Here is a 26647-nt window from a genome sequence, read left to right on the forward strand (position 1 = left end):
GGAGATATAATAATGGAAAAAAACGTTGCAAAAATGATTGACCATACGGCTTTAAAACCAGATACAACAAAAGAACAAATTATAAAACTATGTGAGGAAGCAAAGGAATATGGCTTTTATTCTGTTTGCATTAACCCATCTTGGGTGGAAGAAGCCTCTCGTCAGTTAGAAGGTTCTAACGTGGAAGTATGTACTGTAATTGGCTTTCCGTTAGGGGCTAGCACATCTGAAGTTAAGGCTTTGGAGACAAAAGATGCTATTCAAAATGGCGCAAATGAAGTTGATATGGTTATTAATATCGCTAAATTAAAAGATGGCGATCTTGACTATGTCGAAAACGATATAAGAAATGTAGTGGAAGCAGCAAAAGGAAAAGCATTAGTTAAAGTAATCATAGAAACTTGTCTACTTACAGATACTGAAAAAGAAACAGCATGTAAGCTCGCTGTAAAAGCTGGTGCTGATTATGTTAAGACATCCACTGGTTTTTCAACTGGTGGGGCAACTGTAGAAGATATTCAATTAATGCGTCAAACAGTAGGTCCTGATGTAGGTGTGAAAGCATCTGGTGGGGTAAGAAATCGCGAAACTGCATTTGCATTGATAGAAGCAGGGGCAACAAGACTTGGGGCTAGCTCAGGAGTTGCGATTGTTTCTGGTGAAGAAGCGAAAACAGATTATTAATTGATTTTGGTCATTACTTTAAGTATGTGTTCAAAAAGGAGGATAAAAAGGACCGAGTCGGCTAAGAACGCAACGTCCTGTTGCAACGCCGACACTAGCACGTCCTGTGCGTCGGAAGTTCGAGACGGCGTAGTTTTGAGCAGAAGGAAAGCTTCTCTGATTCCGCATCGCACGTAGGAAAAGTGTTCTTCTTTTCCAAGGACCGGAATGTACATTAAAAGGTACATGAGGAGCGGAAAAGCAAGCCAACGAAGAAATTCGAAGTGTCATTTTTACCGGACTTTTTGAACATCCCCTTAAATGACTGGGTGGGTGAGGGAGATTAATAAAGAAGGAAGAAAAATGAAGGAAAAAATGAATAACCTCACAAATCTATCTGCAAAAGGAACAACGATGAAACGAGAGATTCTTGCTGGTTTCGTCTCATTCTTTACCATAGTATATATTATTGCTGTAAACTCAAGTATTTTAGCAGATGCGGGTATACCAATAGAGGCTGCGGTTTGGGCTACTATTCTAACCTCTGTAGCTGGGTGTTTAATTATGGGGATATGGGGTAATGTCCCCCTTATCTTAGTTCCAGGTATGGGTGTCAATGCAATGTTCACTTATACCTTTGTCCATACCATGGGCCTAACATGGCAAGAAGCACTTGCTGTCGTATTTGTTGCCGGATTATTATTTGCTATCATTGCTTTTACCCCATTGTCGGATATACTCGCAACTGCGATTCCAGATTCGTTAAAGGATGCAATTAGTGTTGGTTTAGGCTTGTTTTTAGCCTTGATAGGGCTAGAAAAAAGTCAACTGATTACAAGAGGAGAGCATTCTTTAATTAGTTTAGGTGATATAAGCAGTCCCGAGGTCATTGTGTTTATCCTAACGCTGATTATTGCTGTTATCTTATTTTTACGAAACATTCCAGCTAACTTCTTAATCACTATTTTTGTTGGGACGCTTATTGCTTGGATGTTTGGACTTGTGGACATGAGTCAAATGAAAAATGGCTTTGGAATTTCTTCTGGTGATTATGGTTCTGTATTTGGTGCGATGTCATTTCAAAGCATGACGTCCATTACGTTTTGGATTGCTGTTTTTTCCTTAACAATGGTACTCGTTTTTGAAAACATCGGATTGATTAGTGGACAGTTAGGACAGATAAAACAAAGTGAAAAATATAGTAAAGCTTTTCGGGTTACATCCATTTCAGCTGCGCTTAGCGGTATTTTTGGTTCTAGTCCTACTGTATCGACAGTGGAAACTGCAGCAGGGATTACTGCAGGAGGAAGGACCGGAATTACGTCAATCGTAACGGGTCTGTTATTTTTATTGTCGATATTCTTTATTCCGTTTGTAACGATTATACCGAATAGTGCTATTGCACCAATTCTAATTATTATAGGGGGATTAATGCTTCAGAATGTGAAAAGTATTAATTTCGAGGATTTATCTGAAGTTATCCCTGCTTTTTTAATTATTATTATGATTCCTTTTTCGTATAGTATTGCTGATGGGATCGCATTTGGATTTATTGCCTACCCAATTGCAAAATTAGTAGTTGGAAAAGCATCTCAAGTTTCCATCCCACTATATGTTATTGCAGGTTTATTTTTATTGAATTTTATATTGCACGGTGTTTAAAAAGGGTTGAGCTTTATTGCTTAATCCTTTTTTTAACAAAGAGGAAGAAGTATTTTTTCAAAAGTGCAAAAATATCTGCTATGATGGAGGGTGTAGTAAATTTTAAAGGAAAAGGTAGGATGATTCTTTTGCAATCCATCATTCGTTGGTCCGTTTATTTTATGGGCCTTGTGATTTTTAGTTGTGGTATTACCATGACCATTTATATGCAACATTTGGGAATTCACCCATGGGATGTACTTAATGTTGCCATGTATGAAAAAATTGGGCTAACTATTGGATCATGGAATATTATTTTTTCTTTTTTACTAATTATCGTTTCCTGGATTTTGGATAAAAGTTATATTAAAATCGGTACGTTTCTTAATGCTATTTTAATTGGTGCATTTGTAGATTTTTATATGTGGCTAGATTTTCTTCCAAAGGCAACACATACTTGGCTAGATATCTTTATTATATTGCTTGGGATTATGGTGATGGGAATTGGTGGAGGAATCTATAATGCTGCTGGAGTAGGATCAGGACCGCGAGATGGTTTTATGTTATCCATTTCGGATAAAACAAAGCAACCGATAGGAAGAGTTCGTATTATTGTAGAAAGCTTAGTATTAGTGATTGGACTTATTCTAGGAGGGCCAGTATTTATCGTGACATTTCTATTTACCTTTATCCAAAGCCCTATCTTTCAATTCGTTTACTTAAAATTAAGTAAACGAATTGAGCAGTTTGAATGTAACCAAAAAAGAAAAAGGTCTGTTTCATAACAACACTCTAGTTAAAGCTAGGATGTTGTTTTTTTAAAAGAGATTTTGAAGAATTGTATTATATAACGATGGAAAACAAAGAAAAAACGAGAAAAAGTCATTTGTTTGCGCTTTCCTACCATTTGCATAAATCTGTCGATGTGTTATGATGCAGAAGTTATGGACGGAATCAAGCTTCGAGAAAAGCTTAAAAAATTAAAAGGAAAGAGGGAAAAATTTTTGAAAATAGAACAATTGAAGAATGATTGGTTTGGCAATATTAAGGGTGATGTACTTGCAGGTATGGTTGTTGCATTAGCATTAATTCCAGAAGCAATCGCCTTTGCCATTATTGCTGGTGTGGATCCAATGGTTGGGTTGTATGCATCATTTTGTATTGCGGTTGTGATTGCCATTGTTGGCGGACGACCGGGTATGATTTCTGCAGCAACTGGTGCTACGGCGATGCTAATGGTTACTTTAGTAGCGGACCATGGATTACAATATTTACTTGCGGCTACAATCCTAGCAGGTATTATCCAAATAGTTTTTGGTTTATGTAAATTAGCGAATTTAATCAAATTCGTACCACGTTCGGTGATGGTCGGGTTTGTTAATGCGTTAGCAATTGTCATTTTTACTGCTCAACTTGTCCATTTTGTTGGAGAGTCATGGGTCATGTATGCATTGGTAGGATTAACCCTTGCTATTATTTATCTTTTTCCTAAAATTACAACTGCTGTTCCATCCACACTTGTTGCGATTATTGTGGTAACAGCGCTTGCGATTTTTGGCAATATTGGAGTACGTACAGTAGGAGACTTAGGTTCGATTACACAGCAATTACCAATGTTTTTGCTTCCTAATATCCCACTAAACTTTGAAACATTGATGATTATCTTTCCGTATTCTTTATCACTAGCGATTGTTGGTTTACTAGAAACATTGTTAACTTCGAATATAGTAGATGATATGACAGATACAGAGAGTGATAAAAACAAAGAATCACGAGGACAAGGAATTGCGAATATTGTGTCAGGCTTCTTTGGTGGAATGGCTGGTTGCGCGATGATCGGTCAATCGGTTATTAATGTAAAATCTGGTGGTCGTGGTAGATTATCTACCTTTGTTGCAGGTGTATTCTTAATGATACTCATTGTTGTTTTTGGTGATTTAGTTGTTCAAATACCAATGGCTGCGTTAGTCGGAGTTATGATTATGGTATCCATTAGTACCTTTGATTGGAAATCACTAACAACATTACACAAAATACCACTTACGGATGCGATTGTAATGGTTGTTACCGTTGGAATTGTTTTAGCCACTAATGATTTATCGAAAGGTGTGTTAGCTGGTGTCCTGTTAAGTGCTATCTTCTTTGCAGCTAAGATTTCAAAAGTAAAAGTAACAGAAGAGTTGGATATTCGTGCACAGAGACGTATTTATCAAGTGGAAGGGCAGATTTTCTTCGCTTCCGTAAATGACTTCACGGAAAAGTTCCATTTTGAAGATACGGTTAAAACGGTTGAAATAGATTTAACAAATGCTCATTTATGGGACGACTCTGCAATTGGGGCGTTAGATAAGATTGAAATGAAGTTTGAACAAAATGGGATACATGTCGAGTACACGGGACTTAACACCGAAAGTAAGCAACTAATTAATAAGATTGGTGGACTTACAAAAGCATCCGGAAACTAAGATATAAAAGCAGTTATTTTCAAATAATATTGGAAATAACTGCTTTTTTCTAAGCGGTGAGGGAAAGAATAAAATCTTTCCCGTCTGGGGCTCCGGTTACTCGCCCCACCGTAAAGATTTGCATAAGTGCAACTAAGTCATTCTCCTAAAAGCTTGGTGAATGACAAGTTTTCTAAGCAGTGAGGGAAAGAATAAAATCTTTCCCGTCTGGGGCTCCGGTTACTCGCCCCACCGTAAAGATTTGCATAAGTGCAACTAAGTCATTCTCCTAAAAAGCTTGGCGAATGACTAGTTTTCTAATAAAATTAGATTATTAAATTACTGGATAAGAGGTGTCTATATGTTCCAAAGAATATTACTGGCGACAGATGGATCACAGCATTCTATCAGAGCAACGAAACATGCTATTGAATTAGCCGAGAAATTTAAGGGGAGTTTAGATATTGTTTATGTAGTCGATGGTGAAACTGCAAAAGCAGATGTATTACATGCTGGATCGAAATTTGAAATAGAGAAGAATAGAAAGGAACGACTTAACCCAATTAAAAAGTTGATGGATAAATCAGGAGTAGATTATAATACGCATATTCTACATGGAGAAGCAGGTCCGACTATAGTGGATTTTGCTAATAAAAATGAATTTGATTGTGTAGTAATTGGTAGTAGAGGATTAAACGATCTGCAAACATTTATATTAGGGAGTGTTAGCCATAAAGTTGCGAAGCGTACAGATTGTCCAGTATTAATTGTGAAATAAATTAGAGTGCTCGATTGCAGCAATTTTTCTGGTGGGAAAATAAAAGCTAAAGGAAAATTCGCCGATAAATGAAAAGGGTCATGGGAGCTTTTCCTATGACCCTTAACATAAAGAGGTTTTAGTCCATCAAAGCACCACTAACTGGATAATCAGAAATATCGATTTCAACCTTATTACCTAAAGCTAAATTTGCTAATTGCTTTCCTACAAAAGGGCCGGTAGTTAATCCTGATGAGCCGAGCCCGTTAGCTAACAATAATCCTTCAATACCAGGTAATTCACCAATGACAGGTAAAAATCCTGGCGTAAATGGGCGAAAACCAACTCTTGACTCTAGAATAGTGCTTTTACTTAAGGTAGGAGCGAATTCCAGAACGTTAGATAAAATATCATGCAAACCTCCAACCGTTGTTTCAGAATCGAATCCTTGTTTATCTTCATGAGTACTTCCTAAGACGATATGGTCATCAAAAGATAATATATATTTATTCGTTGGTGGCATAACTACAGGCCAATTCGAAGTATCCATGTTAGGCATTTTTACGTGTAGGATTTGTCCTTTTTGCGGAACTACATCAAAATGGACACCTAAAGGCACCAGTAGTTCATTCATCCATGCTCCTGAAGTAGCGATAACTTTATTAGCTTCAAATACACTATTTTCAACGGAAGCTCCAATTACCTTTTCTTCATTTGCTATCAATTTGGCATCTCCAAAAATCACTGAAGCACCATGTTTTCTTGCTCCTCGAATGAGTGAATCCCTTATAGCTTTCCCGTCTACCCTAGCCCCGCCAGCAATATGGACGGATTGAAAACCATTAGCAAGTAATGGGAACAGTTCTTTCGTTTTCTTTTCATCAAGTAGGCTGATTTCACCGATTTCAGGGGCTGTTTCCCGACGCTTTAATGCCCTTTCTTTCATCCCCATAAGCTTTCTTTCATCTGTATGGATACTAATTGCTCCTACTTGAGAATAGCCAGTCTCTGTCTCTCCATCCTGTTCTAGTTCTTTTACTAGTTCAGGGTAAAGTTTTGCACCACCTTTTGCAAGGGTATACCATGCTTTGTTTCTTCGTTGAGATACCCAGGGACAAATCATTCCGGCAGCAGCGTTAGTCGCTTGTCCAACGTCTTTTCTATCTATTATCGTTACCTTTGCACCGTTTTTAGCTAAGTAATAAGCTGTGCTCGCTCCTAATATACCGGCACCAATTACAATGTATTGATTCATTCATAACATCTCGTTTCTTTTTGTTCTACGCGGCGTTACTAAAACTCCTGCCTCTACAGGCGGGAGATAAGTGCCACCAAGCTTCGAAATAAGGACGACTAAGTTTTAGGTGGAGTTAAAACTCTACCTGAACCAAGTCTTCTTTATTACTATAAAAATAAAAAATGGAAAAGTAAAATGGAACGGACAGAATTTCCAAATATTGAAGAACAAATAGCCTTGTGATAAAATTTGTAGAGGAATTGGAAAGCTATAAATTGTGACGAAGATTTACATAAAAGGAGAAATTAATATGACAAAAACACTTATTTTTGGACATAAAAATCCAGATACTGATACTATTTGTTCCGCATTGTCTTATGCTGATTTAAAAGGGAAAATTGGTGAGGATGTAGAAGCAGTACGACTTGGACAAGTAAATAAAGAAACACAATTTGCTTTAGATTACTTTAAAGTAGATGCACCTGCATTAATAGAAAGAGTGGAAAATGGACAAGAAGTAATTTTAGTTGATCACAATGAATTCCAACAAAGTGCGGATAACATCGAAAATGCAAAAATCAAAGAAGTAATTGATCATCACCGTGTTTCAAATTTTGAAACAAAAGAGCCTTTGTATTTCCGCGGGGAACCAGTTGGTTGTACGGCAACGATTTTAAACAAAATGTACAAAGAAAATAATAAAGCAGTTTCAAAAGAAATCGCTGGTCTTTTATTATCGGCTATAATTTCAGATTCTTTATTATTGAAATCACCAACGTGCACACAACAAGATGTGGATACAGCACATGAACTTGCAGAAATTGCTGGGGTTAACCTAGAACAGTACGGTCTTGAAATGCTTCAAGCAGGCGCTGATTTAAGTGACAAATCTGCTTTAGAACTCGTAACAATGGATGCGAAAGAATTTACGATGGGTAACGCAAAAGTGGAAGTAGCTCAGGTCAATGCGGTAGATACATCTAAAGTTTACGAAATTCAAGCAGAATTAGAAACAGAAATTAATAAAATTATTAATGAAAAAGGATTAGATTTATTCCTATTCGTTGTAACGGATATTTTAGAAAATGATTCTGAGGTATTTGCGCTTGGAGAAGGTAAAGGAAAAGTGGAATCTGGCTATGGAGTAACGTTAGATAACAACAGTCGTGCACTTCTTAAAGGTGTTGTATCTCGTAAAAAACAAATTGTTAACGTACTAACTGAAGAATATACGAAATAAGTAAACAGGCAAAAACCAACCAGCTGGATGGTTTTTGCCTGTATTATTTATTTTAGTAACGCCAAGCTTCAAAATAAGGGCGACTAGTTTCAGGTAGAGTTAAAACTCCACCTAAACCAAGTCTTCTTTATAATTGGCTTTTCTGTTTCTCTCATTTGTTCGGATATCATCATTTTTTTTAGAAGGATTTTTTAATTGTTTAGTGAATGGATTTTCCTTTTTCGAATGTTTTGAACGGTAAACGCTAGACAATATTTCCCCCTCCTTATTGATTGTCCTCCATTCATGTTACGTTAGTTTATTATAGATTGACCGTGTATTAGTCTACTGTTTAAATAATTAGATATTTGTCCAGCCTGCATAATTCATAAATTTTCTCAAACAATATAGTTGGTGAAAGGAGGAGTATGAATGGTAAATCCAAAAGGACCAAAACAACAAGAACGCCCACGTTTACCCCAAAGTCCACAACAAGGGTATGGTGAACCATTAAGTGGTTCGAAAAAGACGAAAAATGCAAATCATTCAAGACAAAAACATAATCCTCACCATGACATGTAAGAAAAAAACTTCCATCTTCAAAACGATGGAAGTTTTTTGATTTATTTATTTTCTGAAGTATTCGTTGCAGATAAATAAATTTTTCTTGATATAGTGGTTTGGATTATCATAAACAGCCCACCAACAGCCCAGTAGAGTGGTAGTGCAGCTGGTGCTGTTAACGAAATAACTCCAATCATAATCGGAGAAATAAGTCCCATTATAGCCATTTGTTGTTTAAGCTTTGGATCCATACCAATTTGAGAAACTTTAAATTGGAAGAAATATATAACGACTGCTAAAACGGTCAGTATAATGTCACTTTGTCCCAAATCAAACCAGAGAAAGGAATGGGTTGCAATTTCTGGTGTACGACGAATTGCGTAATAAAATGCAATTAGGATAGGAAATTGAATCACCATTGGTAAACAACCGCCGAGGGAAGCTAAAGGATTCATATTATGCTTTTGATAAAGCTCCATCATTTCCTGTTGCATTTTAGTTTTTGATTCCATATCTTTTTTATCTTTGTATTTTTCTTGTAATGCATGAAGCTCAGGTTTGATTTTTTCCATTTTTTCTTTCATTTGCACGCTATTCTTTGTTTGTTTTAAAATAAACGGCATTAATATTAAGCGAATAACCAATGTAATGATAATGATGGATAATCCGTAGTTGTCGTTAAATAATGCTGCTATACCTTTAATAAGTAATGAAAAAGGATAAACAAAGTTATGATCGAACCATCCCGTAGAATTGGCGTTAATCGGTTCGAATGATGCACTTTGACAACCTGAAAGTAACAAAAGGGTGAGAATCCCTAAAAGAATGCTATATTTTTTAAAGTTAGTGAATACAGATTTTGGCTCCATTTTTTTCCTCCTTGTCTTTTTGTTATTAAGGTGACAAAGAAGGAAGGAGCTTCGGAATCATCTATTGAATCGATTCTTTTTGTAATCGTACATATCCAATTTCTTAATTCTATAATACGAGGAATTATTTTTAGTTTTGGCAATAAACGAAATTGAACATCGTGACACTTACGAATGTAGATTTGATTTTCAAAGCTACGATATTGTAAATCAAATTGAAGAAATCCCAAGTGAAGGTTGGCAATGACTAAACTTAAGTATAGATAAAATGGTGATAAGTCATTTAGAAGTTCATTCAATAATTCAAGTAACATCTGTATTCACCTCCTTTTTTATTACCGTCTTTTATTATCGTAGTATTTAGTACGTTTCTATCGTATGACAGGTTTCGTTTTTTTTCAATGGTAATAGTAGTAAATTTAAAATGAGACAAATGCCATGATTAATTTAAACTCTTATTAAAATTGGGTACTCGCTTATACACAACCAATACAAATAACATAGGTTATTAGTGTATCAAAACAAGAAAGGGGAATGTATATGAGACGTCATCATGGACCACATTGCGGATGTCCGACATGTGTATATCCAACTAAAGTAAATAACGTTCATACTTGTTCAGAAAGCGTGGTAAATCACGTTCATCCATCTCACACTAATGTCATTAACCATCACACAGTTAAAAATGTTCACACTTATCCACACTCTACTTCTTATCAAAATGTAACGAATAGTGTTGATATTCAAGGACCATCATATCAAGTTCCAGGCCCAGGTTTTGGCCCGGGAACAGGTGTAATGGGGGCATCTACAGGTCCGGGACCAGGAATGATGGGACCAGGATTTGGACCAGGAGCGATGGGCCCAGGACCAGGTGTAATGGGAGCTTCGACAGGCCCAGGTTTTGGCCCAGGAATGATGGGCCCAGGCTGCGGTCACCATAATATGAACCATAAATGCGGCCCTTGCAATAGATAAATGTTATATTAGAAAAAGCTAGCAGTTAATTGCTAGCTTTTCTATTTAAGCGAATAAGTAAGTATATACTTACTTACTTATCTTGTACAGGTGGGAGGATTATATATGAAAAATTTAGTTGTGTCGGGATATAAATCCACGGAGTTAGGTATTTTTAAAGAGAATGATCCACGAGTAACCTTTATTAAGGCGGCAATCGAGAAGCGCTTAATTAGCTGTATCGAAGAAGGACTAGAATGGATTATTATTACCGGACAATTAGGTGTAGAAATGTGGACTGCCGAAGTTGTACTAGACCTTAAAGAAAACTATAATATCAATATCGCTATGATTCCGCCATTTGAGAATCAAGAAAACCGCTGGCCGGATCCTCTAAAGGAGAAATATCAGGAATTAACATTTGTAGTCGATTTCTTCCAACCATTGTATAAAGGCGAATATAAAGGACCTTATCAATTTCAAGCAAAAAATAAATGGTTAGTTGAAAAAAGTGATGGCTGCTTACTCCTGATGGACGAAGATAATCCGGGGAGCAATAAATATTTATATGATATAGTAAAGGAAAAAAAAGGTTATAATGTCTATTTGATTACTCCAATGGATTTGGAAGACATCGTGGAAGAGATTAGAATGAACGACCCAGATTATTGGGGATGATTACCAAAGGCTTGGCGAATGCCAAGTTTTCTAATCATCGTTGACAATGAGAGAATGGTTGATTTCAATAAAAAGGAGGAATAAGGTTATCCCTTACTCCTGCCATAAATATTCCCTTATATCCCCTTGGAATAGGTTTGTATCGATAGTACATGATTCCGCTTCAAGACCGTATTGCCAGCCGTATAGCATAGAATTTTCTGGCCCTTGAGGATTAAATTCAGGAGCGTTATCTTTTGTGGTGATTTGTTCTTGTGGGTAGGCTGTCCATACAATTGTATTTTCTTGAGTTTCTTGTTCCATTGCATTATATGCTTCTAATAAGCTACTACTTTCATCAAAAACTCCGTAAATACCTGATTGATAATTGGCGTTCTCTATCACTTCGTACCATGCTTCTAGAAAAGCGGAATCAACTGGGTAATCTGGCTCAACATCTAGAAAGAGAGCTATTCCTTCAGGTACTCCCAATTCTTCAGCCATGGAGATTGCTTTCTCAGCGTGATTTTTTCCTTGTTCACTACCAGTTACATCATTAACATGGTTATAGATTAATAGAATCGAAATGTTATTTTCGTGAAGAAATTCTATTTCTTGCTTGTCTATTCCAGTAGATACCCCTTCATTTTCTCCGATATATCGGCCCCAAACATCGGGATTTCCGAAGTTATCCACTACGCAAGAATACATGTTTTCATCCGTGTAATTAGCTGAGTCAACTCCCCAGTATAGTTCCTGAGTGTCTTTGTCATTATTGTTAGTTTCATCATTTTCATCATTTTCATTCTCATTATTATCCTCTTCTGCATTTTCCTCCTTATTTTCTTCTTGATTATTTTCCTTCTCATTTGAGTCATTATTATTTGACTCATCCCCGTTCGAATCGGATTTTTCTTGATCATCATCGGAAGATTCCTCATCTTCTCCGTTATTCTTATTTTCCTCATCCGACACTTGTTCTGAAGAAAGGCTGTTGTTCTCAACTTCATCATGTTTTGTTAATGCAAAAAGAACATAAATGAATAGGAACATAATTGCGAAGAAGACAGTTAATCCCCAAAGAGTAAAAGAAAAAATTTTTTTCATCTGATTTTTTACCCCTCCTATTTTCACATTTAATGCAGTATATTAAGGAGAGGCATGAGGTGTGCGGGTGGATAGTGAAATTGATTAAAGAGGATATTTCTTGCTTGAATGAATATAATTTATACAGGTCCATGTTATAATGTTATAAACTGTAATATTTCACTAATTAAAAGGGTGATTAATAGTGGACTACAATATTCGGTTAATGAAAAAAAAGGATATTTCACAAGTGCAGCACGTTGCTAGGGTAAGTTGGAATAGTACATATGAAGGAATTATCCCACTCGAGATTCAAAATAACTTTTTGAAAAAGGCTTATAGTTACAAGGTGTTGAAACGAAAATTGAAATATTCGATGATGTTAGTGGCTGAAGTTCATGGTAAAATTGTTGGATTTGCCAATTATTCCCACGTTTCTACAGAAGGTTCGACTTTGCTTGGAGCTATTTATATTTTTCCAGAATTTCAAGGTTATGGCATAGGAACTGCTTTTTTAAAAGAAGGTGTGAAAATATTCGATGATGTAAAGGAAATTCAATTAAATGTGGAAAAGCACAATTTGGTCGGTATGAGATTTTACGAGGCAAAAGGTTTTGAAAGAATTAGTGAAACTGAAGAAGACTTTAACGGTCATACTATACATACGATAAATATGAAATTGAAAATATGAATGTGTAAAATGTTAGGATGTTTAGATGAAGAAAAATGGTTTCTTTCGAGGATTTAAAATATTTGGTGGAAACTTAATTGCGGTTGCGTTATTAGGTTTAGTTATTATAGCTTCTCTATTATTGATTATTGGTACATATTTCTTTGGGTTCGCAGGATTTTTCTATATCTTTAATGTGAAATATGATTCACTATACTTTTTACTCTTATTCCTAGTCTTTTTTTTCATTTTAAGTTATTTTACTAAATTAATTGCTAAATTATCTCTCATTATCTTTGCGCCTTATTTAAAATCGAAAAAAAGATTTATGAGAATGAGCTTCATTTTACATAGCTTTGCTCTTTGGTTAGCTATTTTCATAATAGATGAAATGATGGTTCAAATTACAGTTCCTATCGGGACAGAAATATTAGGAGCATTCTTGCTATCTATTGCAGATATAGCATTCAAAGGTAAAATGAAAAAAATCGTTATTGTAAAGAAACAATAAGGAAAATCGTCATTGTTTATAGAAGTTTTTGAAAAACCTTTATCTATTGGTGAAAAATATCCCATTGCAACAGTAGTGTATTCCAAAGGGGACAGTATTAGTATTATCGATGATTTGTCCTGAGGATGCATTAAAACGACAAACTGATTATGAAGAAGTTTATATCTTTTCTGTCCAATTAAAATAAAATGCTTGGGCCAAGCAGAAATGACTTGGCCCTTTTCTTATGGCATTTCATCTTCTTTTGGTCTATTTTTAAAAGCTTCATGTGTCACAATATCCTCTACTTGTTCAAATTGTCTGCTATGCTCCTTACCTTCTACCATATTATGTTCTGGAAGGCTATTCGGATTACCTTTCTTTTTATGGTTATAAGCTTTTCCTCGTCCCATGCTTACACTCTCCTTTCAAATAATTCCTAGTTAGTTTACGCGTAAATGTCCTTAACCATTCAAAAATGATACATAAGCACGGATAAATTAGAGAAAATAAAGACATATTATTGATAAGAAGGAATGGAGGTACATAAACATGGCTTACGAAAATTTACATGAAGAATTACAACGAGCAAGTGTGCAAGTAAACGCTGCACAAGAAGCTGTGATTCAAGCGCAAGGGCGAGACACTCAAGTCCTGGACCAAGCAGAACAGCAATTAAAGAATGCTGAACAAATATTAAGAAATTTACAAAGTGAAGCCGGAACAGAAGCAACACAAAATTCACAATTCCAACAAGCGTTTGAAGAATTACACGATGTACGTCAACAAGTACAAGAAGCGCAACAAAACATAAATGATACACTTTAATAAATAAGTAGGGGGTTTGGCCCCTACTTATTTTTTGTTTCGTAGTAGAAAAAACTATTTTTTTCCAAATAAATGGTATGAAGGAAGTTTCTTTGTCGAAACATGTATTAATGCCTTATAATAAAGGGATATTCTAATAAGAGAATGAGTAGGTAATAAAGGAGCTTAAATCCCATGAATTACGAGGAAGCACTACAATATATTCATAACCCAAAGTATAACAGTATGAAGCTTGGTTTAGATAATATTAGATTATTAATGAACGCTTTAGGAAATCCCGAAAAACAGTTAAAGTTTGTCCATATTGCGGGAACAAATGGAAAAGGTTCTGTAGCATCCTTTCTTTCACACATTTTACGGAAAGCTGGTTATAAGATAGGGTTGTTTACTTCACCATATATTACAAGATTTAATGAACGAATTAAAGTGGATCATGAGGATATTTCAGATGATTCTTTAGCGAAAATTACGGAAATGATTAAGAATAAAATAGAGGAAGAACACATACCTACAACAGAGTTTGAAATAATGACGGCAATTGCTTTTCAATACTTTTATGAACAGCAATGTGATATTGTAGTACTCGAAGTAGGGTTAGGTGGTAGGCTTGATTCGACAAATGTTATTGAAGATCCATTGCTTTCTATTATTACTTCTATTGGTTTAGACCATCAAGCATTTTTAGGTTCTACCTTACCTGAAATTGCTGGTGAAAAGGCAGGAATAATTAAAGAAAACACTCCGGTACTTTTATACTCACAAGAAAAAGATGTTGAGGATGTCGTTTTCCAAGTTGCAGAAGAAAAAAATAGTCTTGTTTTTCAACCGGACTTTTCCCAAATAGCGAACGTTTCAACTGATTTGAGTGGGCAGTCATTTGATTATAAATCCATTCAAAATCTAAAAATCACATTGTTAGGTGAACATCAACTTAAAAATGCAGCTGTCGTTTTAGAAGCGGTCCAGCTCCTTAATGAAAATGGAATTTATATCGATGAAAATGCACTAAGATCGGGTTTAGCGGAAACGACGTGGCCAGGCCGATTTGAAGTCATTCATCAAAATCCAATCGTTGTTATTGATGGTGCTCATAATATTGACAGTATCATTGCATTAATAGATAATTTAACAAAGTATTTTAAAGATAAAAAAATAATAGCGATTCTTGGTATTTTAAAAGATAAAGATGTTGATGAAATGATTGAAAGAGTTTCTCCTGTTGTAGATCGTTTTATTACAGTTACTCCTGGTAATCCGAGGGCGATGAAGGCGGAAGATTTAGCCCTTCGTTTAAAAAATAAAAATCAGTTAGCCATGGTTAGTCAGAGTTTTGAAGAAGCGATTGATTTAGCACTGGAAGCGGCTGGGGAAGATGGTATAATTTGTAGTTTCGGATCACTTTACTATATAGGAGAAATCCGAAAAACTATCAAGTCAAAAAAATACGCTAGTAAGAAATGAGGCTTTCATAAATGGATAAGGAAAAAATTCAGTTAGCAGTTCGACAAATTTTAGAAGCGATTGGTGAAAATCCAGATCGCCAAGGTTTATTAGATACGCCAAAACGAGTAGCGAATATGTATGAAGAGGTTTTTTCAGGACTTTCAAAAAATCCCGCTGTTCACTGTGAAACGGTGTTTGAAGAACAACATGAGGAAATGGTACTTGTAAAAGATATTCAATTCTCCTCTATGTGTGAACATCATTTAGTACCATTTATTGGTGTCGCTCATGTTGCCTATATTCCGAAAAACGGCCGTGTCATTGGTTTAAGTAAGATGGCAAGAATTGTGGATGAAATTAGTAAAAGACCACAATTACAAGAAAGGATTACCAAATCTGTTGCAGATTTATTAATGGAAGAATTAGATCCAGTTGGTGTAATGGTTATTTTAGAAGCAGAACATATGTGTATGAGTATTCGTGGTGTTAAGAAACAAGGCTCTAAAACTGTAACGAGTGCAGTACGCGGATCATTCAGAGAAAATAGTAAATCAAGAAATGAAGTGCTTTCTTTAATTAGTAGGTAAAAGAGGTTACATGAATAGTGGCGGATTCACTGAATAAAACAGAGCTTAGAAAAAGAACGATTAACAAATTGAAATATCTGTCAGAGGATGAAAAACTAGAAATTGAACAGCAATTAAGAAATAATTTATTAGGTTCTGACATTTGGCAAAAGGCAAAAACAATCGGAATCACCATTTCACAAGGAGTTGAATGGGATACAACTACCCTTATTGAAAAAGCATGGGATGAGCGGAAAGCTGTTTGTGTTCCAAAGTGTCTTCCGAATAAGGAAATGGTATTTTATTTAATCAATGATTTTCATCAATTAGAAAAAGGTTTATATGAAATTCTGGAGCCAAATCCTAAAAAAACATCAAAAGTAAAAAAACAAAATATTGATTTGTTAATTGTTCCAGGTGTTGTTTTTGATCAAAATGGATATCGAATTGGTTTTGGTGGGGGATATTATGACCGCTTTTTAGTTGATTTTCCTAATGAAACGATTTCCTTGGCAAGCCATCTCCAAGTGATAGATCGAATTCCTACCGACTTCTATGATCTTCCAGTTAAATGTATTATTACGGAAGAGGGAATGATATAAATACGTTTATTAAATAACAAAAAAGCTTGGATTCTATCCAAGCTTTTTAATTTGATACAGATTAATCAGTGACTATTGCTGATTCAGAAGGCATATTTGATTTTCCCTTTTTCATAATTTTCCCATCTGGCCCAACTCTGCGAATGAAGAAGGCTAAGATTAGTGCAAGTGCAGCAATGAAGGTTGAGACTAAGAATGAAAAATTAATTCCATGTAGCATCGCTTCATTTAAAATCTGTGTTTTCATTTCTGTCACTGCTTGTTCCGATGTCGCAGCAGATGGATCCATATTTAACATCGCATCCTGCATTAATACTTCTGCTTCTGATTCACTGCGTTTATTCATGATTGTGATTAATAATGCAGAACCAATGGCACCAGAAACTTGCTGAAGTGTGTTGTTCATCGCAGTACCATGTGGATAATCTTTTTGAGGTAGTTGGTTTAAGCCATTTGTCATAATAGGCATCATTACCATCGACATACCTAAACTACGGATGGCAAAGAGAACCATTAATGCCGTATAAGAAATTTCCATATCTAATTTACTAAAATAATACGTAGTTACAATCGTAATAGTTAACCCAATAATACCTAAAGTCTTTGCACCATATTTATCAAATAGTTTACCGGTGATAGGGGACATGAATCCCATCACAAGGGCTCCTGGTAGCATTAATATTCCAGCTTCCATCGGGCTAAATCCACGAATGGTCTGTACATAAATTGGAAGAAGAATCATTCCAGAGAACATCGCAATTGCTAATACGATGGAAATAGCTGATGATAGAGCGAACATGGAATGTTTATAGATTCTAAATTCAAGCATCGGTTCATCCATACGCAATTGACGGAAAATAAGCCCGATAACAGAGATAACACCTACAATGATAGATCCATAAACGAATGGATTCGTCCATCCATCACTCCCAGCATTACTAAACCCATAAAGTAATCCACCAAAACCAAAACTGGATAAGATAAGTGAGAAAATATCTACTTTAATAGCACGCTGAGGAGTTAGATTTTTAAGTTTGAAAATACCGATTACTAAGGATAGTATCGCAATTGGAATGACAATATCGAATAACGTTCTCCAACTGTAATGTTCGACAACCCATCCTGATAAAGTTGGCCCTAAGGCTGGAGCAACAATCATTACTAGTCCAAAGGTTCCCATCGCTGCTCCCCTTTTTTCCACTGGGAAGGCAACTAGCATAACATTCATTAACAATGGCATCATGACAGCAGAACCTGAAGCTTGAATCATACGAGCAGCTAAGAGTACTCCGAATGTAGGTGATATGCTAGCTAGAATGGTACCTATAGTAAATAAAGTCATCGCTGTAAGGAATAAACTTCTATTTGTAAATCGTTGAATAAAGAATGCACTTGCAGGAATTAATATTCCATTAATTAACATATATCCAGTTGTTAACCATTGCACGGCAGTTGCATCGACCTTAAATTCCGTCATAATGGAAGGTAGTGCAACATTTAACAACGTTTCATTTAGAATTGCTACAAACGCACCGATAAAAAGAATTGCTATCATTCCATATGGTGGTTTACTATGCATTTGATTTTCTTGTGACATGTATCATCCTTCTTTCTTATTTTTACATTTTACAAAAAGGATCCCCATTCATTAAAACAGTGGGGGATTCTCATATACTAATTAGACTTTATACATTTTATACCGATAGTCCAAAAATAGCAATAGTATTTTTCTTTTTTATATTAAACATTGAATTTATGGGATTTAGGCTCTAAAATAAAATAGACTAATATTACAAAGGTGGTTTTTATGAACCAAAAAGAGAAGCAAATTATGGATGCTGCTCAAAAACTTTTTATAATTAAAGGATTTCGCGTGACATCCATTCAAGATATATTGAGAGAAGCTAAAATCGCAAAGGGCACTTTTTATAATTATTTCAATTCTAAAAACGAGTGTTTAATGGCTATACTAGATTCAGTAAATGAAGAAATTAAAAATGAGCGTATGAAACTCGTCTTCCACGAAGAATTAGATGATGAAACTGTGTTTATCAAGCAAGTGGACGTGCGCTTTAAAATGGATAAAAAACATAATTTGATGGCATTGTTTCATTCTATCCCCATTTCAGATGACGAAGATTTAAAGAAATTTATGGAAAAGCATTATAAATTAGAACTAGAATGGATTGCAAATAGATTGGTAGATTTGTATGGGGCTGAAATTAGTAACCACGCTTTGGATCATGCAATTTCGCTATTAGGAATACTCCAACAAGGTATGTATGCCACGAAATTGTTTAAAATGGAAATGAAAAAAACAGAGGATGTTATTAAGTTTGCCCTACAGAGAATGAAACAGGTAATCCAAATCAATCAGTCTGATACTGTGTTTTTCACAAACGACTATTTACATGCATCGAATAAACCAAAAGATTGCGAGAATTATAAAGAAGTGATCATCATTCAACTGAGGGATTTAATGTCAACGGTTCAAAATAAAAAAATCCATGATTATCTTCAATTTTTATTAGAAGAACTTCAAGAAAAGAAACCGAGACTTTACTTAATAGAAAGCGTACTTGAATCATTACAAAAGGAATTGAAGATAAAAGATATGGAATTTGAAGGTCAAAAAATATCTCAGCTAGTGTGGCGATTTATGGAAAGATGGAAAAATGAAAATTCATCTACTAAGGCTTTCAACTAGGCGGAAAGTATTTGTGAAAACGAGGAGATAGAATGCAATTATTGATACAGAAAATGACGGAAAAGTATGCAATTGAGGCGCTTTGTTGGAAATATGAAAAACCGTATAACTTTTATAATAATGTGTTATCAGGAAGCGCTATTATGGAACTTCTTACTAATCGATATTTTGTTGTGTTAAATGAGAAAAATCAATTGATTGGATATTTTTGCGTGGGGAAATCAGCTCGGGTACCTAATGGAGAGGTAGAAGGTCTATATAAAGAGAAATGCGTGGACATAGGAGTTGGAATGAGGCCAGAATTGACTGGTAAAGGGTATGGCTATCTTTTCTTTTCTACTATTCTTGAATTTGTTCAGGAAAACCATGTAGAAAAGGATCTTCGCTTAACAGTTGCTTCATTTAATCAGCGTGCTATTCATCTTTATGAGAAGTTCGGATTTGTTGTAAAAAGGAGGTTTACTAATAAAAAGGTAGAGTTTCTCATAATGAAGAGGAAAGGGGATAAAGGTAGAATGTAGAAATGGCGGAGAAGGTGGGATTCGACTCACGCGACGGCTATCTGTCCTAATGCATTTCGAGTGCATCCCCCTCAGCTGGGTTTGGGTAGTTCTCCGTTATAGAAAGAGGAGTGGATTTCTCCTCAACTAACGGTTAGTAAATTATTTTAAATGCTTTTATCCTTTCAGCCAAGTAGTGTTTAGGCTTTTTCCATATGAGCAAAGTTCAAGTTTGTGTCAATATTACCAATAATTTGTTTTAGGCTTATGTTCTCTCCGTTTAACCATTTCTTAAAATCGAAGACAGTTGGTTCCTGATCTCCTCCTAATGCAAAGCCTACTTTCATTTCATTAGGCAGGTAAGTGGAGGTATGTATCGTACCAGCCCAATTTTGATATTCCTTAGAAAATACACCTTTATCTGTATCGTTCATCAACCGGAATGCTTTGGAAACATCTGTAGCTTGTTCTTGCTGTTCATCCATGGCTTGTAAACGGCGATAGGAATCATCTAAAAATCGCTTGTTTTCATCTTGTTGAAGTTCAAAATGATTTGTACACATGTTGGATTGACGTATTTGAATCGAACGTGGGCTTGCCTCTATTATATAGGTTTCCCCTTTTTTATCTAGTACGATATAGCTAAAAGAATGTCGATGTGGTATTTCTTTTAGCATCATAATCGCATCTCCAACATCTTTACAATTTTCGAGTATGATTCGTCCAATCATATGACAAACGAATCCATCTTTTGGTTTTTTTCGGTGGATAGAGTTATAACCTAATACAAGGCCGTGTTCATTCATTCCATCCATTCTGCCGGTTATGCGTTGTTGTGGTCCGATAATAGCAAATCCAACATCATTTGGTTGAAAAATGCTAAATCGTCCTTCATATGTTTTTGGGTGATAATCATAATTACGCACCATAAAATCTTTACCTGTAAAGATGGAACAACCACTTTTTTCAATTTCCACCCGATAGCCACCATAGTTTAACAATATTTCCTCCATCGGTTCGTTTAACGCATCCCGTAATCCCTCAATCTCCTCCCAAATTCCAGGTGCAAAATGATTTAACATTTGTTTTGTTTCATTTTGATTAATTTGGAATTTAGGTCTACGTAATTTCCAAAATCGTTTACGGTTATTCACGATAAATGAATCTTTTAATTGCTTTCCTTGTAAATATCCAAATTCATAATGGCTTCCTCGAAATTGGATAATATCACTATATATCTGTTTCATTTTTACCATCCTTGTACTAGTTGTTTATTTATTATTCTACATCTAATATTTACTTATTTCTACGTAGCTTTACTAAAACTCCGCCTGAACCATCTTCTTTATAAAACGTTTCGAATTGATCGGTAAATTATAAATTTTTCTACTAATAAAACAGTATGAACAAATTATGACAACTGGCAAATAAGGTGTATTTTAATCTATGAATAGTTTACAATACGATTGATTAAAACTTAGGAGGAAAGATAAATTGCATACAGCAGTGTTTGAGTTAGAACCATTAACTTCTCCATCTTGCATTAATAATATCGAAAACACATTAAACACAACAAAAGGAATATTTTCCGCATATGTTTCTTTTAGTTCGAAACGAGTAGAAGCACAATATGATGGGAAGCTAATTCAAGTAAAACAAATTGAAGAATTGATTAAAGATTTAGGCTATCCAGTCGTACATAGTAAATAAAATGTAACGTTGGATTAATATAAAAAGGAGAACACTAGATATTTATGATATGTCTAGTGTTCTTCTTTCTTTATGAGTAGCGGAGCGTTGACTTTTTCCATGTGTACCGGCACTCATTGGTTGTATGAGTAGCGGAGCGTTGACTTTTCCCATGTGTACCGGCACTCATTTGTCGTATGAGTAGCGGAGCGTTGATTTTTTCCATGTGTTCCGGCACTCATCGGTCGTATGAGTAGCGGAGCGTTGACTATTCCCATGTGTTCCGGCACTCATTGGTCGTATGAGTAGCGGAGCGTTGATTTTTCCCATGTGTACCGGCACTCATCGGTCGTATGAGTAGCGGAGCGTTGACTATTCCCATGTGTTCCGGCATTCATCGGTCGTATGAGTAGCGAGCGTTGACTTTTTCCATGTGTACCGGCACTCATTGGTTGTATGAGTAGCGGAACGTTGATTTTTTCCAACTGTTCTGGCATTCGTCCGGCGTGTGGGGGTAATATTAGAAAATTAAAATTTAAGATCGGAAGAATTATCCATTATGTGAAACAAACGTCACTTGATGTTGTGGGGATTCTTTGGAATAATAGATTTATAATTATTACAAGAATGAATATACATATGGAGGAATACATGTATGAAAATAGTAGCAATGGTAGGAAGTGTTCGGAGAGAATCTTATAACATGAAATTAGTTCGGTATATGCAAGAAAGATATTCGAATAAAGTAGAAATCGAGATTCTTCCTATAAATGAACTTCCTTTCTTTAATGAGGATGAAGAATTAAATCCCCCAGAACTCGTAAAAATATTAAGAGAAAAGATAAAAGAAAGTGACGGTATTTTATTTGCAACTCCTGAATATAATGCCTCCATTCCGGCTGTCTTAAAGAATGCTATTGATTGGTTTTCAAGAGTGGAACCAGTCTTAGTGAATAAACCAGCAATGATTGTTGGAGCTTCTATGGGAGTATTAGGTACTGTGAAAGCTCAATTACACCTTCGCCAAATTTTAAATGCTGGGAATGTTTCGACTAGAACATTACCTGGAAATGAAGTTTATGTAGGCTCTGTACATCAAAAGATGGATGAGTATGGTAATGTAACTGATGAAGCTACCATTCAATTTATTGATTCTGTAATGGAACAATATGTAAAATGGGTTGAAAAAACAGTAGAATTTAACACTTCATATTAATAGATTAATAGATGAATGTAACGCTTGGATTTTCATAATCTGAGCGTTTTTTTTATTTCATCCAATGGAATACATTTTCATTTTCTTTCCGGGCATACTACTTTATGAAAAATACATTTAGGGGTGAATTTATTGAATAGATATTTATTTTTATTAATTAGTACGATGGTATTAGGGATGTTTTGGATAGCTCCTACTACTTCTGCAAAATCCGATCATCATCCGTTGATTGAATCTGTTTGGGGAATAGACAATAAAGCGGAAGATAATAAAGGACAAGGTCACTTTTTCTCAGATGCTATGGTAAAGTTACACGCGAAAGAGCTTGGAATGGAAATAGAAGGTAAAGATATGGAAACTTTAAAAGAAGAAGTTTATGAAGCATTAATAATGAATGCTGCCGAGGAGCTAGAAATAAAAATAGAGGTTGAAGATACAAGTATTGAAGATATAAAGAAAAAAGTTCATAAAGCGAAAATAATAAAGAAAGCGGAAGAACTAGGAATCGAACCTGATGGAAAGGATCCGAAGACACTTGCTAAGATGGTTTATGAAGAAAGTATAAAACAAAAAGCTGGGGAATTAGGAATCACTACAGAAGATAAAGATAGTAAAGAACTTAAAAAGATGATCAAGGAAAAGAAAATAAAACAAGAGGCAGATGCATTAGGAATTGATACGGATGGAAAAGACTTGCGTGATTTAGCAAAAGAAGTTCAAGAAACAAAAATTTTACAAGCAGCTACTCAACTTGGGATTGACACAAATGGTAAAAATGCAGAAGAAATTTTGGACATGATTATTACAGTCTATTATGATGAAGCAAAAAGCCAAAGAGTATATCCTTTTGAAGGTGAACTTCATTAGAAATGAAACAGATTGCTTAGTATTAGCTAAGCGATCTGTTTTCTTTCTGTATGAATTATACCCGATCTATTTACCTATTCTAGTCGACTACATTATTTACCAAATCCAAGTATATAAGAGTAATTGTGAATATATATAAGCATTCTTAAGTTATATTACTTTTAATATGAATAAACCGTCTAGATTCAGGGATATGAATAAAAATAGAATTTTCTAAAAAGTGTATAATTTGCTAACATTAATGGTATTAGTTTTCCAAATTGATTATATAAATTAAGTAAGAGATAAAAAGGGGGCCTATTAAATGGGGAGAAGTAAATGGAAATTAACTTTAGCATTATTGGTGTCACTTATGTTTGTTTTACTACTTGTAGCTTGCGGAGGGGATAACGCAGCTTCAAGTAATGACGGGGAAGAAACAAATGGTGCGAAGGAAACGGCTAATAAGGAAGAAGAGTCTAGTGCTAGCGAAAGTGAGTTAGAAGACACATATACGGTTGTTAGTGATACATCTTTTGTTCCATTCGAATTTAAAGGTGAAGATGGAGAATATACTGGATTTGATATTGAGCTAATTAAAGCTATCGCTGAAGAAGCTGGATTTGAAATCGAGTTAGAAACAACAAACTTCGATGGAATAATTCCGGGTCTACAAACTGGTCAATTTGATATTGCTATAGCTGGAATTAGCATTACGGAAGAAAGAAAACAAGTAATTGATTATAGTGATCCTTACTATGAATCTGGTTTACAGATTGGGGTTGCTAAAGATAATGATGAGATTCAAAGTATTGAAGATTTAGAAGATAAAATAGTTGCGACACGTATGGGTTCAACAAGTTCGCAATTTATTAAAGAAAATATTGATGGTGCAGAACCTAAAGAATATGAACAACTAGATCAAGCTTATTTGGCAGTAGAGAATGGAAGTGCTGATGCCATTCTATACGATGCTCCAAACGTGAATTATTATATTAATACTACAGGAGAAAAATTAAAAGCAGTTGGAGAACTATATCAAGCAGAAGACTATGGAATCGCTATTACGAAAGGGAAGGAAGAATTAGTTACTGCAATTAATGATGCACTTGCTACACTAAAAGAAAATGGCACATATGATGAAATCTATGAAACATGGTTTGGCGCAAAACAAGAATAATATAAGAGGTACGCTTCAAGTGAAAAAATCTAAAAATAGGGCTTATCTCATGTAAGATAAGCCTTGTTTTCATTCTAAGAGGTGGAGATATGGAAGGCAGATTTAATTGGGCTGGTGTGATTGACTTTTTACCAGAGCTTGGTACGGGTCTTTATTATACATTACTCATTTCAATCATAGGACTTATTATCGGTTTTATTTTAGGAGCTATATTTGGACTTGGACGTATATCCAAAAACAAAATTTTTTATGGAATTTCATCCATATATATTGAAGTTATCCGAGGGACACCAGTACTTGTACAAGCAATTTGGATCTTCTTTGCGTTACCGCTAATAACTGGATATAATATGGCATCTGTAACAGCGGGAATTGTCGTTATTGCTGTTAATTCTGGAGCCTATATTGCCGAGATTGTACGTGGTGCGGTTCAGTCCATCGCGAAAGGACAAGTAGAAGCGGGAAGATCACTTGGTTTAACCCATAATCAAACGATGCGTTACATTGTATGGCCTCAAGCCTTTAAACGAATGATCCCTCCGCTAGGGAATCAATTTATTATTAGTATTAAAGATACTTCTCTATTATCTGTTATTCTTGTTCCAGAATTAATGTTTCAAGGTAGATTAATTGCATCTAACTATTTTAATGCTGTTGAAATTTATACAACGGTTGCAGTCTTTTACTTAATTATTACCTTAACATTATCGTTTATATTACGAATGATTGAAAAGAGGTTAGATGTCCAATGATTAAAGTAGAAAATTTACACAAAAGTTTTGGAGAACATGAAGTGTTAAAAGGGATAGATTGTGAGATTCACTCCTCTGAAGTTCTTTGTGTCATTGGACCAAGTGGTTCCGGAAAAAGTACGTTTTTACGCTGTTTAAATATGTTAGAGTCCATCACAAGTGGACAGGTGACCGTTGATGGATTTAATTTAAAAGACAAGAAAACAAACATTAATATGGTTCGAACGGAAGTAGGGATGGTATTCCAACAATTTAATCTATTTCCACATAAGACAGTTATAGAAAATATTATGCTCGCCCCAATGAAAGTTCGAAAACTCTCCAAAAATGAAGCGAAAGAACGTGGGCTAAAATTACTTAAGAAGGTAGGTTTATCGGATAAGGCTGATAAATATCCATCATCCTTATCTGGTGGACAACAACAACGTGTTGCCATTGCTAGGGCACTTGCAATGGAACCAAAATTAATGTTATTTGATGAGCCGACCTCGGCACTTGACCCTGAACTGGTTGGGGAAGTACTTGAAGTAATGAAACAACTTGCTAATGAAGGGATGACGATGGTTGTTGTGACACATGAAATGGGTTTTGCAAGAGAAGTGGCAGACCGTGTTTTATTTATGGATGAAGGGATTATTATGGAAGAAGGCAGTCCAGATGTTATCTTCTCAAACCCTACATCAGATCGAACAAAGGAATTTTTAGATAAAGTACTATAATTAAGAAAAAATTCCCTATGGTTAAAGGTGGGGATTTATGTTATTCTAAAAAAGCGATGAGCTGATTTGTGTAAGTCGAAAGATAATGAAATATATGTGAATGTGAACACATAGTTCTTTCGCCACAAATATATCGAAGACGCCTATACCATTGTTGTATAGGCGTCTTTTTATACTAAAATATATAAATAGTCACGAGTTTACCTCCTGGATAATATGTTATCAAGAAGGATTTTTTAATCGACTTTTATCTACGTGGCGTTACTAAAACTCCCGCCTCTACAGGCGAGAAATAAGTGCCGCCAAGCTTCGAACCAAGTCTTCTTTAAAGATAACTAAATAATC

Annotated in this window: 31 protein-coding genes and 1 tRNA gene; 23 read left to right on the plus strand and 9 right to left on the minus strand. The window is 35.2% G+C overall.

The genetic code is table 11. The features are described from left to right. Nucleotides 1-12 precede the first annotated feature (12 nt). From deoC to A9178_RS11760, 5 genes are all read left to right on the plus strand, one after another. Nucleotides 13-684: a deoxyribose-phosphate aldolase gene (gene deoC, locus A9178_RS11740; RefSeq protein WP_068675516.1), complete on the plus strand. Its 672-nt coding sequence runs from the start codon at nucleotides 13-15 to the stop codon at nucleotides 682-684. 342 nt (nucleotides 685-1026) lie between these two features. Then, nucleotides 1027-2325 carry an NCS2 family permease gene (locus A9178_RS11745; protein WP_068675518.1) on the plus strand — a complete coding sequence of 433 codons (1299 nt, stop codon included), beginning with the start codon at nucleotides 1027-1029 and terminating at the stop codon, nucleotides 2323-2325. Nucleotides 2326-2444: 119 nt separating this feature from the next. Further along, nucleotides 2445-3089, plus strand: coding sequence for a YczE/YyaS/YitT family protein (locus A9178_RS11750; protein ID WP_068675760.1), 645 nt, complete (start codon nucleotides 2445-2447; stop codon nucleotides 3087-3089). 219 nt (nucleotides 3090-3308) lie between these two features. Continuing rightward, nucleotides 3309-4769, plus strand: coding sequence for a SulP family inorganic anion transporter (locus tag A9178_RS11755; protein ID WP_068675761.1), 1461 nt, complete (start codon nucleotides 3309-3311; stop codon nucleotides 4767-4769). A gap of 340 nt (nucleotides 4770-5109) precedes the next feature. Beyond that, nucleotides 5110-5526, plus strand: coding sequence for a universal stress protein (locus A9178_RS11760; protein WP_068675520.1), 417 nt, complete (start codon nucleotides 5110-5112; stop codon nucleotides 5524-5526). 118 nt (nucleotides 5527-5644) lie between these two features. Here A9178_RS11760 and A9178_RS11765 read toward each other — a convergent pair whose 3' ends face one another. Continuing rightward, on the minus strand, nucleotides 5645-6760 hold the full coding sequence (locus A9178_RS11765; protein ID WP_068675522.1) for an NAD(P)/FAD-dependent oxidoreductase: 1116 nt from the start codon (nucleotides 6758-6760) through the stop codon (nucleotides 5645-5647). Between the two features lie 292 nt (nucleotides 6761-7052). Between A9178_RS11765 and A9178_RS11770 the strand changes: the two genes are divergently transcribed. Then, entirely contained in the window at nucleotides 7053-7982 is a 930-nt protein-coding gene (locus A9178_RS11770; protein WP_068675524.1) for a manganese-dependent inorganic pyrophosphatase, read from the plus strand. A gap of 111 nt (nucleotides 7983-8093) precedes the next feature. On the opposite strand, the gene A9178_RS18985 is transcribed toward A9178_RS11770, so the two are convergent. Then, the gene (locus tag A9178_RS18985; protein ID WP_156520767.1) at nucleotides 8094-8234 is read right to left on the minus strand and encodes a hypothetical protein; all 141 of its coding nucleotides are present in this window, start codon (nucleotides 8232-8234) and stop codon (nucleotides 8094-8096) included. Nucleotides 8235-8393: 159 nt separating this feature from the next. Here A9178_RS18985 and A9178_RS11775 point away from each other — a divergent pair, with 159 nt between their 5' ends. After that, nucleotides 8394-8543, plus strand: a complete 150-nt coding sequence (locus A9178_RS11775) for a small acid-soluble spore protein P (RefSeq protein ID WP_068675526.1) — start codon at nucleotides 8394-8396, stop codon at nucleotides 8541-8543. A 41-nt stretch (nucleotides 8544-8584) separates the two neighbouring features. Here A9178_RS11775 and yidC read toward each other — a convergent pair whose 3' ends face one another. Together yidC and A9178_RS11785 are read right to left on the minus strand one after the other, a co-directional pair. After that, a complete protein-coding gene (gene yidC / locus A9178_RS11780; protein ID WP_068675528.1) occupies nucleotides 8585-9394 on the minus strand; it encodes a membrane protein insertase YidC in 810 nt (269 codons plus the stop codon). Next, a complete protein-coding gene (locus A9178_RS11785) occupies nucleotides 9343-9708 on the minus strand; it encodes a hypothetical protein (protein ID WP_068675530.1) in 366 nt (121 codons plus the stop codon). The genes yidC and A9178_RS11785 overlap by 52 nt, the downstream gene beginning before the upstream one ends. 226 nt (nucleotides 9709-9934) lie before the next feature. On the opposite strand from A9178_RS11785, the gene A9178_RS19570 reads away from it, so the two are divergent. Together A9178_RS19570 and A9178_RS11795 are read left to right on the plus strand one after the other, a co-directional pair. Continuing rightward, nucleotides 9935-10372, plus strand: coding sequence for a CotD family spore coat protein (locus tag A9178_RS19570; RefSeq protein ID WP_068675532.1), 438 nt, complete (start codon nucleotides 9935-9937; stop codon nucleotides 10370-10372). A 105-nt stretch (nucleotides 10373-10477) separates the two neighbouring features. Then, complete coding sequence (locus A9178_RS11795) at nucleotides 10478-11029, plus strand: SLOG family protein (RefSeq protein ID WP_068675534.1); 552 nt, start codon at nucleotides 10478-10480, stop codon at nucleotides 11027-11029. Between the two features lie 93 nt (nucleotides 11030-11122). Here A9178_RS11795 and A9178_RS19375 read toward each other — a convergent pair whose 3' ends face one another. Then, a complete protein-coding gene (locus tag A9178_RS19375) occupies nucleotides 11123-12115 on the minus strand; it encodes a glycoside hydrolase domain-containing protein (RefSeq protein ID WP_068675536.1) in 993 nt (330 codons plus the stop codon). Between the two features lie 184 nt (nucleotides 12116-12299). Here A9178_RS19375 and A9178_RS11805 point away from each other — a divergent pair, with 184 nt between their 5' ends. Then, nucleotides 12300-12785, plus strand: a complete 486-nt coding sequence (locus A9178_RS11805; RefSeq protein WP_068675538.1) for a GNAT family N-acetyltransferase — start codon at nucleotides 12300-12302, stop codon at nucleotides 12783-12785. A 25-nt stretch (nucleotides 12786-12810) separates the two neighbouring features. Further along, entirely contained in the window at nucleotides 12811-13275 is a 465-nt protein-coding gene (locus A9178_RS11810; protein ID WP_068675540.1) for a YrvL family regulatory protein, read from the plus strand. A 224-nt stretch (nucleotides 13276-13499) separates the two neighbouring features. On the opposite strand, the gene A9178_RS19180 is transcribed toward A9178_RS11810, so the two are convergent. Continuing rightward, a complete protein-coding gene (locus A9178_RS19180; protein ID WP_197482189.1) occupies nucleotides 13500-13667 on the minus strand; it encodes a hypothetical protein in 168 nt (55 codons plus the stop codon). A 139-nt stretch (nucleotides 13668-13806) separates the two neighbouring features. Between A9178_RS19180 and A9178_RS11815 the strand changes: the two genes are divergently transcribed. From A9178_RS11815 to A9178_RS11830, 4 genes are all read left to right on the plus strand, one after another. Further along, nucleotides 13807-14082 (plus strand): hypothetical protein, encoded by a 276-nt coding sequence (locus A9178_RS11815; protein WP_068675542.1) that lies wholly within the window; start codon nucleotides 13807-13809, stop codon nucleotides 14080-14082. 174 nt (nucleotides 14083-14256) lie between these two features. Continuing rightward, on the plus strand, nucleotides 14257-15543 hold the full coding sequence (locus tag A9178_RS11820; protein ID WP_068675545.1) for a bifunctional folylpolyglutamate synthase/dihydrofolate synthase: 1287 nt from the start codon (nucleotides 14257-14259) through the stop codon (nucleotides 15541-15543). 11 nt (nucleotides 15544-15554) lie between these two features. Continuing rightward, nucleotides 15555-16112 carry a GTP cyclohydrolase I FolE gene (folE, locus tag A9178_RS11825; RefSeq protein ID WP_068675547.1) on the plus strand — a complete coding sequence of 186 codons (558 nt, stop codon included), beginning with the start codon at nucleotides 15555-15557 and terminating at the stop codon, nucleotides 16110-16112. A gap of 17 nt (nucleotides 16113-16129) precedes the next feature. Further along, entirely contained in the window at nucleotides 16130-16693 is a 564-nt protein-coding gene (locus A9178_RS11830; RefSeq protein WP_231889846.1) for a 5-formyltetrahydrofolate cyclo-ligase, read from the plus strand. 61 nt (nucleotides 16694-16754) lie between these two features. On the opposite strand, the gene A9178_RS11835 is transcribed toward A9178_RS11830, so the two are convergent. Then, nucleotides 16755-18290, minus strand: a complete 1536-nt coding sequence (locus tag A9178_RS11835) for a DHA2 family efflux MFS transporter permease subunit (protein WP_068675549.1) — start codon at nucleotides 18288-18290, stop codon at nucleotides 16755-16757. A gap of 210 nt (nucleotides 18291-18500) precedes the next feature. On the opposite strand from A9178_RS11835, the gene A9178_RS11840 reads away from it, so the two are divergent. Both A9178_RS11840 and A9178_RS11845 read left to right on the plus strand, forming a co-directional pair. Beyond that, nucleotides 18501-19400, plus strand: coding sequence for a TetR/AcrR family transcriptional regulator (locus A9178_RS11840; protein ID WP_068675551.1), 900 nt, complete (start codon nucleotides 18501-18503; stop codon nucleotides 19398-19400). 32 nt (nucleotides 19401-19432) lie between these two features. Continuing rightward, nucleotides 19433-19921 (plus strand): GNAT family N-acetyltransferase, encoded by a 489-nt coding sequence (locus A9178_RS11845; protein WP_068675553.1) that lies wholly within the window; start codon nucleotides 19433-19435, stop codon nucleotides 19919-19921. 3 nt (nucleotides 19922-19924) lie between these two features. Here A9178_RS11845 and A9178_RS18990 read toward each other — a convergent pair. Further along, nucleotides 19925-20016: transfer RNA gene (locus A9178_RS18990), tRNA-Ser, on the minus strand. 84 nt (nucleotides 20017-20100) lie between these two features. Next, nucleotides 20101-21147, minus strand: coding sequence for a C45 family autoproteolytic acyltransferase/hydrolase (locus tag A9178_RS11850; RefSeq protein ID WP_068675555.1), 1047 nt, complete (start codon nucleotides 21145-21147; stop codon nucleotides 20101-20103). Between the two features lie 247 nt (nucleotides 21148-21394). Here A9178_RS11850 and A9178_RS11855 point away from each other — a divergent pair, with 247 nt between their 5' ends. The 6 genes from A9178_RS11855 to A9178_RS11880 all read left to right on the plus strand — a co-directional run bounded on the left by A9178_RS11855 (nucleotide 21395) and on the right by A9178_RS11880 (nucleotide 26302). Then, nucleotides 21395-21610, plus strand: a complete 216-nt coding sequence (locus A9178_RS11855; protein ID WP_068675558.1) for a heavy-metal-associated domain-containing protein — start codon at nucleotides 21395-21397, stop codon at nucleotides 21608-21610. A 634-nt stretch (nucleotides 21611-22244) separates the two neighbouring features. After that, a complete protein-coding gene (locus A9178_RS11860; RefSeq protein WP_068675560.1) occupies nucleotides 22245-22805 on the plus strand; it encodes an NADPH-dependent FMN reductase in 561 nt (186 codons plus the stop codon). Nucleotides 22806-22937: 132 nt separating this feature from the next. Further along, the gene (locus tag A9178_RS11865) at nucleotides 22938-23672 is read left to right on the plus strand and encodes a hypothetical protein (protein WP_068675562.1); all 735 of its coding nucleotides are present in this window, start codon (nucleotides 22938-22940) and stop codon (nucleotides 23670-23672) included. 304 nt (nucleotides 23673-23976) lie between these two features. Continuing rightward, the gene (locus tag A9178_RS11870) at nucleotides 23977-24831 is read left to right on the plus strand and encodes a transporter substrate-binding domain-containing protein (protein WP_068675564.1); all 855 of its coding nucleotides are present in this window, start codon (nucleotides 23977-23979) and stop codon (nucleotides 24829-24831) included. A gap of 89 nt (nucleotides 24832-24920) precedes the next feature. Then, entirely contained in the window at nucleotides 24921-25583 is a 663-nt protein-coding gene (locus A9178_RS11875; protein ID WP_068675566.1) for an amino acid ABC transporter permease, read from the plus strand. Beyond that, nucleotides 25580-26302, plus strand: a complete 723-nt coding sequence (locus A9178_RS11880) for an amino acid ABC transporter ATP-binding protein (RefSeq protein ID WP_068675568.1) — start codon at nucleotides 25580-25582, stop codon at nucleotides 26300-26302. Before A9178_RS11875 ends, A9178_RS11880 begins: the two co-directional genes overlap by 4 nt. Nucleotides 26303-26647 lie beyond the last annotated feature (345 nt).

This window comes from Oceanobacillus sp. Castelsardo (assembly GCF_001659985.1).
Taxonomy (GTDB): Bacteria; Bacillota; Bacilli; order Bacillales; family Amphibacillaceae; genus Oceanobacillus.

Bases quoted from the DNA above. Each gene is read 5' to 3' on its own strand.
- deoC (WP_068675516.1), top strand. From the start codon at position 13: ATGGAAAAAAACGTTGCAAAAATGATTGACCATACGGCTTTAAAACCA.
- A9178_RS11745 (WP_068675518.1), top strand. From the start codon at position 1,027: ATGAAGGAAAAAATGAATAACCTCACAAATCTATCTGCAAAAGGAACA.
- A9178_RS11750 (WP_068675760.1), top strand. From the start codon at position 2,445: ATGATTCTTTTGCAATCCATCATTCGTTGGTCCGTTTATTTTATGGGC.
- A9178_RS11760 (WP_068675520.1), top strand. From the start codon at position 5,110: ATGTTCCAAAGAATATTACTGGCGACAGATGGATCACAGCATTCTATC.
- A9178_RS11765 (WP_068675522.1), bottom strand. From the start codon at position 6,760: ATGAATCAATACATTGTAATTGGTGCCGGTATATTAGGAGCGAGCACA.
- A9178_RS11770 (WP_068675524.1), top strand. From the start codon at position 7,053: ATGACAAAAACACTTATTTTTGGACATAAAAATCCAGATACTGATACT.
- A9178_RS11775 (WP_068675526.1), top strand. From the start codon at position 8,394: ATGGTAAATCCAAAAGGACCAAAACAACAAGAACGCCCACGTTTACCC.
- yidC (WP_068675528.1), bottom strand. From the start codon at position 9,394: ATGGAGCCAAAATCTGTATTCACTAACTTTAAAAAATATAGCATTCTT.
- A9178_RS11785 (WP_068675530.1), bottom strand. From the start codon at position 9,708: ATGTTACTTGAATTATTGAATGAACTTCTAAATGACTTATCACCATTT.
- A9178_RS19570 (WP_068675532.1), top strand. From the start codon at position 9,935: ATGAGACGTCATCATGGACCACATTGCGGATGTCCGACATGTGTATAT.
- A9178_RS11795 (WP_068675534.1), top strand. From the start codon at position 10,478: ATGAAAAATTTAGTTGTGTCGGGATATAAATCCACGGAGTTAGGTATT.
- A9178_RS19375 (WP_068675536.1), bottom strand. From the start codon at position 12,115: ATGAAAAAAATTTTTTCTTTTACTCTTTGGGGATTAACTGTCTTCTTC.
- A9178_RS11810 (WP_068675540.1), top strand. From the start codon at position 12,811: ATGAAGAAAAATGGTTTCTTTCGAGGATTTAAAATATTTGGTGGAAAC.
- A9178_RS19180 (WP_197482189.1), bottom strand. From the start codon at position 13,667: ATGGGACGAGGAAAAGCTTATAACCATAAAAAGAAAGGTAATCCGAAT.
- A9178_RS11815 (WP_068675542.1), top strand. From the start codon at position 13,807: ATGGCTTACGAAAATTTACATGAAGAATTACAACGAGCAAGTGTGCAA.
- A9178_RS11820 (WP_068675545.1), top strand. From the start codon at position 14,257: ATGAATTACGAGGAAGCACTACAATATATTCATAACCCAAAGTATAAC.
- folE (WP_068675547.1), top strand. From the start codon at position 15,555: ATGGATAAGGAAAAAATTCAGTTAGCAGTTCGACAAATTTTAGAAGCG.
- A9178_RS11835 (WP_068675549.1), bottom strand. From the start codon at position 18,290: ATGTCACAAGAAAATCAAATGCATAGTAAACCACCATATGGAATGATA.
- A9178_RS11840 (WP_068675551.1), top strand. From the start codon at position 18,501: ATGAACCAAAAAGAGAAGCAAATTATGGATGCTGCTCAAAAACTTTTT.
- A9178_RS11845 (WP_068675553.1), top strand. From the start codon at position 19,433: ATGCAATTATTGATACAGAAAATGACGGAAAAGTATGCAATTGAGGCG.
- A9178_RS11850 (WP_068675555.1), bottom strand. From the start codon at position 21,147: ATGAAACAGATATATAGTGATATTATCCAATTTCGAGGAAGCCATTAT.
- A9178_RS11860 (WP_068675560.1), top strand. From the start codon at position 22,245: ATGAAAATAGTAGCAATGGTAGGAAGTGTTCGGAGAGAATCTTATAAC.
- A9178_RS11870 (WP_068675564.1), top strand. From the start codon at position 23,977: ATGGGGAGAAGTAAATGGAAATTAACTTTAGCATTATTGGTGTCACTT.
- A9178_RS11875 (WP_068675566.1), top strand. From the start codon at position 24,921: ATGGAAGGCAGATTTAATTGGGCTGGTGTGATTGACTTTTTACCAGAG.
- A9178_RS11880 (WP_068675568.1), top strand. From the start codon at position 25,580: ATGATTAAAGTAGAAAATTTACACAAAAGTTTTGGAGAACATGAAGTG.